This window comes from Kitasatospora sp. NPDC059803, from assembly GCF_042732255.1.
Lineage (GTDB): Bacteria > Actinomycetota > Actinomycetes > Streptomycetales > Streptomycetaceae > Kitasatospora.
On record NZ_JBHWIJ010000189.1, the window covers coordinates 7,126 to 16,936 of the forward strand.

The following is a 9,811-nucleotide window of genomic DNA, read 5'->3' on the forward strand; positions in this document are numbered from 1 at the left end:
CCCCATTAAAGCCCCCACACAAAATACCCCCCGCCGCGCACCTCTGGCTCTGGGTGGGGGCGGGCCCCACCCGGGGGGGCCCCCACCCCGAGCCGCCCCCCCCCCCCGGGGGGCGGCGGGCCCCCTCGCCGGGGCGTCGGATCAGACGCCGGCGGGCTGGCGGGCGTCGCCGCCGGCCGGGAGCCGCTCGGCGGCCTCACGGACCACCTTGCGCTCGAAGACGAAGGAGGCGAACGGGATGCAGCCGGCGGCCAGGGTCAGGATCATCCGGCCGAGCGGCCACTTCAGCTTCTGCCCGAGCAGGAAGGTCACCACGAAGTACCCGATGTACAGGTAGCCGTGCAGCATCGCGACGTACGTGGTCAGGTCCTCGGCCGCGTCGAAGCCGTACTTCGCGACCATGAAGCCGCAGAACACCAGCAGGGCCACACCGGTCGCAATGGCCAGGGCCCGGTACCAGCCCAGCAGGGGGGTCGCCTTCATACTCTTCATCGCCTCGTTCGGCAGGGATCGACCGGTACGCCCGGATCCGCGCACCGCTCACACGAGGGTAGCCGTCCTCACGGCCGCTCCGGCGCAGCCCCCTCGCCCCGGTCGTCGGTGAAGTCGCCGGCGGCGATCCGCAACGGCCTGAGCAGTTCGAACACCTGCCGACACTGCTCGGTGTCGTACTCCTCCAGCCCGAACTCCATCGCCATGAGTTCCCGGGTAGCCTCCTCGACCGTCTCGCGGCCGCGGCCGGTGATCGCGGCGAGCACGCCGCGGCCGTCCAGCGGGTTGGGGCGGCGGGCGACCAGGCCGGCCCGCTCCAGCCGGTCGACGGTGTTGGTGACGCTGGTCGGGTGGACCATGAGCCGCTCGCCGATCTTGGACAGCGAGAGCTCGCCGGTCCGGCTGAAGGTCAGCAGCACCAGCGCCTCGTACCGGGCGAAGGTCAGCCCGTACGGCTTGAGCACCGCGTCGACCCGGGAGAGCAGGATCTGGTGGGCTCGCATGATCGAGGTGATCGCCGCCATCGAGGGGACCCCGCCCCAGCGGCGGGTCCAGAGCTCGTCGGCGCGGGCGATCGGGTCGAAGTCGAGGGCTAGGGGCTTGGGCACCTCCTTACCGTACCGGCGGACGGGACGGGTGCTACCAGCCGTCCTGATGGTGGACAAGCGCGACGCGTGGCGGGAACCCGCCAAAAGGGCGGCCAGGTCCATACCAGGACATTGCGCCGGTGTGAATGCGCGGCAACGGGAGCGGGGCGCAGCGGAGTTGACGGCCGATCGGTCCGCAGCCGCACTATCAGGCCTCGGTTCGGATGGTAACCCGCTGAAAGGCAGGATGATTCGCACCTTTTGTCCGCCCGTTCACAATCCTTCCGGCTGGCGGGACTTGGCCAATTCATGAGCAAGACCTGTCATTTGATTTGCTCGATTGTCATGCTTTCCGCCAACCCCGTCCGGTAGCCACCACCCCCACCCGCCGGTGGCTCGCCGCTCGACCGCACGGGGTCCGCACGTCAGCGCCCGTCCCGCCCCTCAGGTGCCGACCCCGGCCCCCGGGACGAGGCGCGACCGCCCACACGCGGTTACCCGGAAGGACTCGTCCGTGAAGCGAAAGCTCGCAGCAGTCGCCGTACTCTCCGCCACCGCCCTGCTCACCGGCGTCGTCCAGGTGAGCACCGCCGCCCAGGCCAGCCCGATCCCCGCGGCGCAGGCGCAGGCCGCCGAGCAGCACGCGGCGGCGCTCGCCCTGGCGGGCGGCCAGTCCGGCCCGCTGGCGAAGGCCCTCGCCCTCGGCGGCCAGGAGCAACTGGTGGCGAAGGACGCCGTGGTGGACCAGGACGGCACCCGGCACCTGCGCTTCGAGCGCACCTACGCCGGACTGCCCGTGCTCGGCGGCGACCTGGTCGTCCACCAGAACGCCCGCGGCGCGGTGCAGTCGGTCGACAAGGCGGTCTCCGCGCAGCTGAGCCTGTCGAGCCTGGCCCCGCAGATCCCGGCCGACAAGGCCGCCGCGCAGGCCACCGGCGCCGTCCAGGCCACCGTCGGCGTCGCCGCGGACAAGGACGAGTCCCCGCTGGCGGCCGTGCACCAGACCGGCAAGGCCGAGCTGGTGGTCTGGGCGAGCGACGGCAACCCGCGCCTGGCGTACCGGACCACCGTCGAGGGCGTGCGCGCCGACGGCACCCCCAGCAGCCAGCTGCTGGTCACCGACGCCGCCACCGGCCAGGTGCTGTCCACCCACGAGCAGGTGCAGACCGCCTCCGGCACCGGCAAGGGCGTCTTCGTCGGCAGCGTCCCGCTGACCACCACCCAGAGCGGCACCTCGTACCAGCTGAAGGACGCCACCCGCGGCGGCCAGTCGACCGTCAACCTGAAGAACAAGACCTCCGGCACCGGCACGCTGGTCGCCAACTCGACCAACGCCTTCGGCAACGGCCTGGCCTCCAACAGCGAGTCCGCCGCCGTGGACGCCCAGTACGGCGCGGCCGCCACCTGGGACTTCTACAAGAACACCTTCGGCCGCAACGGCATCAAGAACAACGGCGTCGGCGCGACCAGCCGGGTGCACTACGGCTCCAACTACGTGAACGCGTTCTGGAGCGACGCCTGCTTCTGCATGTCCTACGGCGACGGCAGCGGCAACACCCACCCGCTCACCGAGATCGACGTGGCCGGCCACGAGATGAGCCACGGCGTCACCTCCGCCACGGCGAACCTCAACTACTCCGGCGAGTCCGGCGGCCTCAACGAGGCCACCTCCGACATCTTCGGCACGATGGTCGAGTTCTACGCCAACCTGCCCTCCAACCCGCCGAACTACTGGATCGGCGAGCTGATCAACCTGAACGGCGACGGCTCCCCGCTGCGCTACATGGACAAGCCCAGCAAGGACGGCGGCTCGGCGGACTCCTGGTACTCGGGCGTCGGCAACCTCGACGTCCACTACTCCTCGGGCATCGCCAACCACTTCTTCTACCTGCTGTCCGAGGGCAGCGGCGCGAAGAGCATCAACGGCTTCAGCTACAACAGCCCGACCTCCAACGGCTCGGCCGTCACCGGCATCGGCCGGGACAAGGCCGCGCAGATCTGGTACCGCGCGCTGACCGTCTACTTCACCTCCACCACCAACTACGCGAGTGCCCGCACCGGCACCCTGAAGGCCGCCTCCGACCTGTACGGCGCCACCAGCGCCGAGTACAAGGCGGTTGCGGCCGCGTGGAGCGGCGTCAACGTCAACTGACGTACGGCGCACGGTGACAGGACGTCCGGGGCCTCCGCGGAAGGCGGTCCCGGACGTCCGCACACCCCCTTGCGCGCCTACCCTCCCCCGCATGCCCGCTCCGCTCCCCGGGTGGCGAAGTCCCGCCAGCCGGACGAACCGCCCGTAGCGGGCACTGGGCGGCAGCCGAACCATCCGCACCAGCACTGGCGGATCCCGGCCAATTCCTGTCCGTGGTCTGTCATTTCCTGCCATCGATTGTCATGCTTCTGCCCAAGCCCCGTCCGACATCCGTCACCCCCACCCATCGACGGATCGTCAGGTACCGCACGGGAGCAGCACGTCCGCGCCCTACCGCCCCAACGGCGCCAACCCCGGCGCCCCGGTACGCGGCGCAACCGCGCGCACACGCGGTTTCGTGGAAGGAACCCCCGCACGTGAAGCGAAAGCTGACAGCCGGCGCCGTACTCTCCTCCACCGCCCTGCTCGCCGGCGTGATCCAGATCGCCATCGTCCCCGCCGCCCAGGCCGCCGCCCCGTCGCCGGAGCAGCAGCGCGCGGCGCTGCTCGCGGTGGCCGCCGGGCAGAGCAGCCCGGTCGCCCAGGCCCTGGCCCTCGGCGGCCAGGAGCGGCTGGTGGTCAAGGACGTCGTCGCGGACGCCAACGGCGAACGCCACCTGCGCTACGAGCGGACCTACGCCGGCCTGCCGGTGCTCGGCGGCGACCTGGTCGTCCACCAGCGCGCCGACGGCTCGGTGGACTCGGTCGACCGGGCCTTCGACGGCAGCCTGTCGCTGCCGAGCCTGGCCCCGGGCCTCGCCGCCGGGCAGGCGGCCGAGCGGGCCACCGCCGCGGTGCGGGCGACCGTCGGAACGGCCGCCGACGAGGACGAGGCGGCGCTCAGCCGGGTCGACGGCGCGGGCGCGGCCGAGCTGGTGGTGTGGGCGGCCGACGGCGCGCCGCGGCTGGCCCACCGCACGGTGGTCCGCGGCGAGCGGGCCGACGGCACCCCGAGCAGCCAGCAGGTCGTCACCGACGCCGCCACCGGCGAGGTGCTGTCCACCCGCGAGCAGGTGCAGACCGCGACCGGCACCGGCAAGGGCGTCAACGTCGGCACCGTCACGCTGACCACCACCCAGAGCGGCTCGACCTACTCGCTGAAGGACGCCACCCGCGGCGGCCAGTCCACCACCGACCTCAAGGGCGCCACCTCGGGCAACGGCACGCTGTTCGCCAAGACCAGCAACTCCTGGGGCAACGGCCTGGCCTCCAACCGCGAGTCCGCCGCCGTGGACGCCCAGTACGGCGCCGCGGCCACCTGGGACTACTACAAGAACACCTTCGGCCGCAACGGCATCAAGAACAACGGCGTCGGCGCCGCCAGCCGCGTCCACTACGGCTCCAACTACGTCAACGCGTTCTGGGACGACTCCTGCTTCTGCATGACGTACGGGGACGGCTCCGGCAACACCAACCCGCTGACCGCGATCGACGTCTCCGGCCACGAGATGACCCACGGCGTCACCTCCGCCACGGCGAACCTCAACTACTCCGGCGAGTCCGGCGGCCTCAACGAGGCCACCTCCGACATCTTCGGCACCATGGTCGAGTGGTCTGCCAACCTGCCCGCGGACCCGCCGGACTACCTGATCGGCGAGAAGCTCAACATCTTCGGCAACGGCAAGCCGCTGCGCTACATGGACAAGCCCTCCAAGGACGGCAGCTCCGCGGACTCCTGGTACTCGGGCGTCGGCAACCTCGACGTCCACTACTCCTCGGGCATCGCCAACCACTTCTTCTACCTGCTGTCCGAGGGCAGCGGCGCCAAGGTGGTCAACGGGGTCAGCTACAACAGCCCGACCTCCAACGGCTCGACGGTCACCGGCATCGGCCGGACCAAGGCGGCCGCGATCTGGTACCGCGCGCTGACCGTCTACATGACCTCCACCACCAACTACAAGGCCGCCCGCACGGCGACCCTGAAGGCCGCGACCGACCTGTACGGCGCCACCAGCACCGAGTACAAGACTGTGGCGGCCGCGTGGAGCGGCGTCAACGTCAACTAGCCACCCCTAGCCACCCCCGGTAAGAAACGGCGACAGGCTGCCGCGGCCCTTTGGGAGAGGAGGCCGCGGCAGCCTGTCGACCGTCACGCAGTGGGGGTGCGTCCCTACGCGGTGGCCGGCTTCAGCTCGCCGCGCTCCTCCTTGGCGAGCATCCGCTCGGCGAAGAAGCCGCCGGTGGGCAGCACCGAGAGGACGAACAGCAGCACGCCGCGCTTGGCGTCCCACTTCTGCGCCTGCCAGGCCTGGATCCAGAAGACGACGTACAGGATGAACAGGATCCCGTGGACCATGCCCATCACCGGGACGCCGTCGAAGGACGTGGTCCGCTTCAGCACGGAGCAGATCAGCAGCAGGATGAACGAGACCCCTTCGGGGCCGGAGACCAGGCGCAGGCGGTGGACGGCGCTGCTGTTCACGATGGGTACCTCAATACGGGGGTCGGCGGCGGACCTGCTTGTGAAGCGACTCACAAGCCTTCCGGCCATTATCACCGAGCACCTGTCCGAAGCCCCGGCCGGGGTGGGCACCGTGCCCGACGTCACAGCCGCCGTGTCCGGCCCCGGCGCCACGGCCGTCGCGCCCGACCCCACGGCCGTCGTGTCCGTGTCACAGCTGTGCGCCAGAACCCGGCGGGTCGCGCCGGCCCGTCACCCGCTGCCCCTATCCTGCTGCCCGCGCCCGACGCACCGGGCGCCGTAGACATCGGACGACCGGGGGTAGCGACCACATGTTCAAGCGGGACTGGGACCGAAGGACCTGCGCCAAGCGCGGCCACACCACCTACGCACCGACCGAGCCCGAGCTGGCCGCCCGGCTGCACGCCGCGACCGCCCTCGGCGACGCCTGGCGCTGCCTGCGCTGCGGCGACTTCGCGCTCGGCGCCCCGCACGGCTCCGGCCCGGCGCAGGACGCCCCGCTGGTGCCGCGCGGCAAGGCGCTGCGGGACCTCTTCATCCTGCGCTTCCTCGCCGTCGAGCGGGTGCTGCGCGGCCTGCTGATCATCATCGTGGCCTGGGCCGTCTGGAAGTTCTCCAACAGCCAGGACGCCGTGCACCGGGTCTTCGACGAGAACCTGTCGGTCTTCCGGCCGGTCACCGACCACTTCCACTGGGACCTCGAACACTCCCCGATCGTCGACACCATCCGCAAGACCTTCGACTACAGGAAGAGCACCCTGCTGATCGTCGCGGGCGCGCTGGTGGCCTACGCGCTGATCGAGATCGTCGAGGCGGTCGGCCTCTGGCTGGGCAGGCGCTGGGCCGAGTACCTCACCGTCGTGGCCACCGCCGCCTTCCTGCCGCTGGAGGGCTACGAGCTGAGCGAGCACGTCAGCGCCGTGAAGATCGGCACGCTGGTGCTGAACATCGCCGCGGTGCTCTGGATCATGCTGTCCAAGCGGCTGTTCGGGCTGCGCGGCGGTGTGGTGGCCTTCGAGGCGGAGCGCCACTCGGCCTCGCTGCTGGAGGTCGAGGAGGCGGCCGGCGCCGTCCCGCACGCCGCTCGGGGGGCGCACGCGCGGGCGTGACCGGCGCGTTTGTCGCAGACCGGTACCAGTTCCGCCCCCGCCCCTCCCCCTGCACCGGCCGCGCCCGCTAGATTGCGGCCGTGGCACAGTTCAGACTCCAGGGATCCCGGGTACTCGCCGTCGAGTTGGCCGGCGAGGCCGTCAAGGCCAGACACGGCTCGATGGTCGCCTACACCGGCCAGATGAGCTTCAAGAAGCTGACCGGCGGCGGGGACGGCCTGCGCGGCATGGTCGCCCGCCGGCTCACCGGCGAGCAGATGACCGTCATGGAGGTGAAGGGCCAGGGCACCTGCTACTTCGCCGACAAGGCCACCGAGATCAACCTGGTCCGGCTGAACGGCGAGACGCTGTTCGTCGAGGCGGACAACCTGCTCTGCACGGAGGGCTCGCTGCGCACCGGCACCACCTTCACCGGACTCAACGGCATGTCCTCCGGCAACGGCCTCTTCACCACCAAGGTGGAGGGCCACGGCTGGGCCGCCGTCACCTCGAACGGGCCCGCGATCATCCTGCGGGTCGGCCAGGGCCAGCCGCTGCGGGTGGACCCAGGCGCCTACGTGGCGCACACCGGCAGCCTGCACCGCAGCCTGAAGTCGGGCGCGGGCTGGACCACGGTGATCGGCGAGGGCGGCGGCGAGGCCGTCCAGGTGGAGTTCACCGGAGAGGGCCTGGTGTACGTGCAGCCGTCGGAGAAGGTCACCATCGGGGGCGACGTCTGATGGGCTTCACGAAGATCAACGGCAAGATGGTCGAGGCCGTGGTGCTGCCCGGGCAGCGGCTGTTCAGCCAGCGCGGCGCGATGCTCGCGTACACCGGGGACGTCCGCTTCACGCCGAACATCACCGGCGGGCAGGGCGGCGTGATGTCGATGATCGGCCGCCGGGTGGCCAACGAGGACACCCCGCTGATGACCGTCGAGGGCCAGGGCCGGGTGATGTTCGGCCACGGCGGCCACCACGTGCACGTGATCGACCTGGCCGGCGACACCCTGTACGTCGAGGCGGACCGGCTGCTGGCCTTCGAGGGCACGCTGCGCCAGTCCACCATGTTCATGGGCTCGCAGGGCGGGGTGATGGGCATGGTCCGCGGCCAGGTCACCGGCCAGGGCCTGTTCACCACCCAGCTGGACGGCAAGGGCTCGGTCGCGGTGATGGCGCACGGCGGCGTCTTCGAGCTGCCGATCGTCCCGGGCCAGCCGGTGCACGTCGACCCGCAGGCGTACGTGGCGCACCGCGGCCAGGTGCAGAACAAGCTGTCCACGGCGCTGGGCTGGCGCGACATGATCGGCCGCGGCTCCGGCGAGGCCTTCCAGCTGGAGCTGTCCGGACAGGGCGCGGTGTACGTCCAGGCGAGCGAGGAGAAGCTCTGATGTCCTACCCGCCGCAGCCGCCGTACGGGCAGTCGCCGTACGACCAGCCGACCCAGCCCGGCTTCGCCGCCCCTCCCCCGCCGGGCTACGCGCCGCCGCCCGGCCAGGGCCACCCGCCCGCGCAGGGCTACCCCCAGCAGGGCGGCTACCCGCCGCCGCCTCCCCCGCAGCAGCCCCAACAGGCCTACGCCCAGGAGCAGTTCGGCGGCCCACAGGCCCCGCTGCCGAACGCGCACGGCGGCTCCGGCCCGGTGGTGCACGACGCGTACAGCCTGCCGGTGAACGACAACGTCAACCCGTACGCCTACTCGGTCGACCTGAACGGCTCGTACTTCCTGCAGAAGGGCAAGATGGTCGCCTACTACGGCGACATCACCTTCAAGGGCGTCGGCGCCGGCATGCTGGACCGGGTGATCGGCCAGCACTTCAACTCGCCGATGCACGCGGCGGACTGGGTCGTCGCCCAGGGCCGCGGCAAGCTGCTGCTGGCCGACCGGGCCTTCGACCTCAACTCCTACGACCTGGACGACGGCAACCTGACCGTCCGCTCGGGCAACCTGCTGGCCTTCGACCCGTCGCTGCGGCTCAAGCAGTCGATCATCCCGGGCTTCCTGACCCTGATCGGCACCGGGAAGTTCGTCGCCGCCTCCAACGGGCCGGTGCACTTCGTCGAGCCGCCGATCCGGGTGGACCCGCAGGCGCTGGTCGGCTGGGCGGACTGCCCGGCGCCGTGCCACCACTACGACCACGACTACATGCACGGGCTGATCGGCGGCATCCGGCGGCTGACCGGGCTGGGCGGGGCCTCCGGCGAGGAGCACCAGTTCGAGTTCATCGGCGCCGGCCAGGTGCTGCTGCAGTCCAGCGAGAAGCTGATGGCCGAGCGGTCGGTGGGCCAGGTGGACGCCGAGGCGGGCGTGCCGGTGGGCGGGGTGCCGTCCCAGCCGGCGGCGTCGGGCCACGGCGGGGGCAACCTCAACGTGCCAGGCCTCGGCAATCTGGGCGATCTGGGGCGACGTTTCGGCCTGTAAACTTGTACAATATTGAACTAAATAGGGTATGCTGAGCCCATGGATACGCACACGATCAACACTGCGGACACCCCTCCGTCGCAGCCCGAGGAGGAGACTCCCTGGCTGACCGCCAGGGAGCAGCGGATGTGGCGCGCCCATCTGGAGGTCGCCAAGCTGCTGGAGTACCAGCTCAGCCGCGAACTCCAGCCGCACAACCTGGCGATCAACGACTACGAGATCCTGGTCGTGCTCTCCGAGGCCCCCGACCGCCGGATGCGGATGACCGACCTCGCCACCGCCACCCTCCAGTCCAAGAGCCGGCTCTCGCACCAGATCACCCGGATGGAGAACGCCGGCCTGGTGCTGCGCCAGGAGTGTCCCGGCGACCGCCGCGGCCTCTACGCCCACCTCACCGAGCACGGCTGGGACACCATGCAGCGGGTCGCCCCCGACCACGTGCGCAGCGTCCGGGCCCACTTCATCGACCGCTTCACCCAGGAGCAGCTCGACGCCATGTACGAGGCCCTCGCCCCGGTCGCCGAACACCTGCGCGGCCTCCGCGGCCGTGCCTGACGCGCCGCCGCCCCCAGCACACCAGGGCCGGCCCCACCGGGGGCCGGCCCTGCGC

Annotated in this window: 10 protein-coding genes; 7 read left to right on the plus strand and 3 right to left on the minus strand. The window is 71.1% G+C overall.

The genetic code is table 11. The features are described 5' to 3' along the window. Positions 1–141 precede the first annotated feature (141 nt). Positions 142–483 carry a DUF3817 domain-containing protein gene (locus ACFV6I_RS26165; RefSeq protein ID WP_063347771.1) on the minus strand — a complete coding sequence of 114 codons (342 nt, stop codon included), beginning with the start codon at positions 481–483 and terminating at the stop codon, positions 142–144. A gap of 77 nt (positions 484–560) precedes the next feature. Further along, a complete protein-coding gene (locus ACFV6I_RS26170) occupies positions 561–1,100 on the minus strand; it encodes a MarR family winged helix-turn-helix transcriptional regulator (RefSeq protein WP_063347772.1) in 540 nt (179 codons plus the stop codon). 493 nt (positions 1,101–1,593) lie between these two features. Between ACFV6I_RS26170 and ACFV6I_RS26175 the strand changes: the two genes are divergently transcribed. Together ACFV6I_RS26175 and ACFV6I_RS26180 are read left to right on the plus strand one after the other, a co-directional pair. Further along, complete coding sequence (locus ACFV6I_RS26175) at positions 1,594–3,231, plus strand: M4 family metallopeptidase (protein ID WP_063347773.1); 1,638 nt, start codon at positions 1,594–1,596, stop codon at positions 3,229–3,231. Positions 3,232–3,647: 416 nt separating this feature from the next. Then, positions 3,648–5,276, plus strand: a complete 1,629-nt coding sequence (locus tag ACFV6I_RS26180; RefSeq protein WP_380336715.1) for a M4 family metallopeptidase — start codon at positions 3,648–3,650, stop codon at positions 5,274–5,276. A gap of 104 nt (positions 5,277–5,380) precedes the next feature. Here the strand turns inward: ACFV6I_RS26180 and ACFV6I_RS26185 are convergent, their stop codons facing one another. Further along, positions 5,381–5,692 (minus strand): DUF3817 domain-containing protein, encoded by a 312-nt coding sequence (locus ACFV6I_RS26185; protein ID WP_371517107.1) that lies wholly within the window; start codon positions 5,690–5,692, stop codon positions 5,381–5,383. Between the two features lie 311 nt (positions 5,693–6,003). On the opposite strand from ACFV6I_RS26185, the gene ACFV6I_RS26190 reads away from it, so the two are divergent. The 5 genes from ACFV6I_RS26190 (at position 6,004) to ACFV6I_RS26210 (ending at position 9,756) form a co-directional block, all read left to right on the plus strand. Next, complete coding sequence (locus ACFV6I_RS26190; protein WP_380336718.1) at positions 6,004–6,801, plus strand: DUF2127 domain-containing protein; 798 nt, start codon at positions 6,004–6,006, stop codon at positions 6,799–6,801. Positions 6,802–6,881: 80 nt separating this feature from the next. Further along, on the plus strand, positions 6,882–7,520 hold the full coding sequence (locus tag ACFV6I_RS26195) for an AIM24 family protein (protein ID WP_079135621.1): 639 nt from the start codon (positions 6,882–6,884) through the stop codon (positions 7,518–7,520). After that, positions 7,520–8,170 carry an AIM24 family protein gene (locus ACFV6I_RS26200; RefSeq protein WP_063347778.1) on the plus strand — a complete coding sequence of 217 codons (651 nt, stop codon included), beginning with the start codon at positions 7,520–7,522 and terminating at the stop codon, positions 8,168–8,170. Before ACFV6I_RS26195 ends, ACFV6I_RS26200 begins: the two co-directional genes overlap by 1 nt. Positions 8,171–8,391: 221 nt before the next feature. Continuing rightward, positions 8,392–9,201, plus strand: a complete 810-nt coding sequence (locus ACFV6I_RS26205; protein ID WP_063351133.1) for an AIM24 family protein — start codon at positions 8,392–8,394, stop codon at positions 9,199–9,201. Positions 9,202–9,240: 39 nt separating this feature from the next. Then, positions 9,241–9,756 (plus strand): MarR family winged helix-turn-helix transcriptional regulator, encoded by a 516-nt coding sequence (locus ACFV6I_RS26210; protein ID WP_079135623.1) that lies wholly within the window; start codon positions 9,241–9,243, stop codon positions 9,754–9,756. The last annotated feature ends 55 nt before the right edge of the window (positions 9,757–9,811 follow it).

What these genes read in the sequence shown, in the direction of transcription:
- ACFV6I_RS26165 (WP_063347771.1), bottom strand. Translation starts at nt 483, where the DNA reads ATGAAGGCGACCCCCCTGCTGGGCTGGTACCGGGCCCTGGCCATTGCG.
- ACFV6I_RS26190 (WP_380336718.1), top strand. Translation starts at nt 6,004, where the DNA reads ATGTTCAAGCGGGACTGGGACCGAAGGACCTGCGCCAAGCGCGGCCAC.
- ACFV6I_RS26210 (WP_079135623.1), top strand. Translation starts at nt 9,241, where the DNA reads ATGGATACGCACACGATCAACACTGCGGACACCCCTCCGTCGCAGCCC.
- ACFV6I_RS26200 (WP_063347778.1), top strand. Translation starts at nt 7,520, where the DNA reads ATGGGCTTCACGAAGATCAACGGCAAGATGGTCGAGGCCGTGGTGCTG.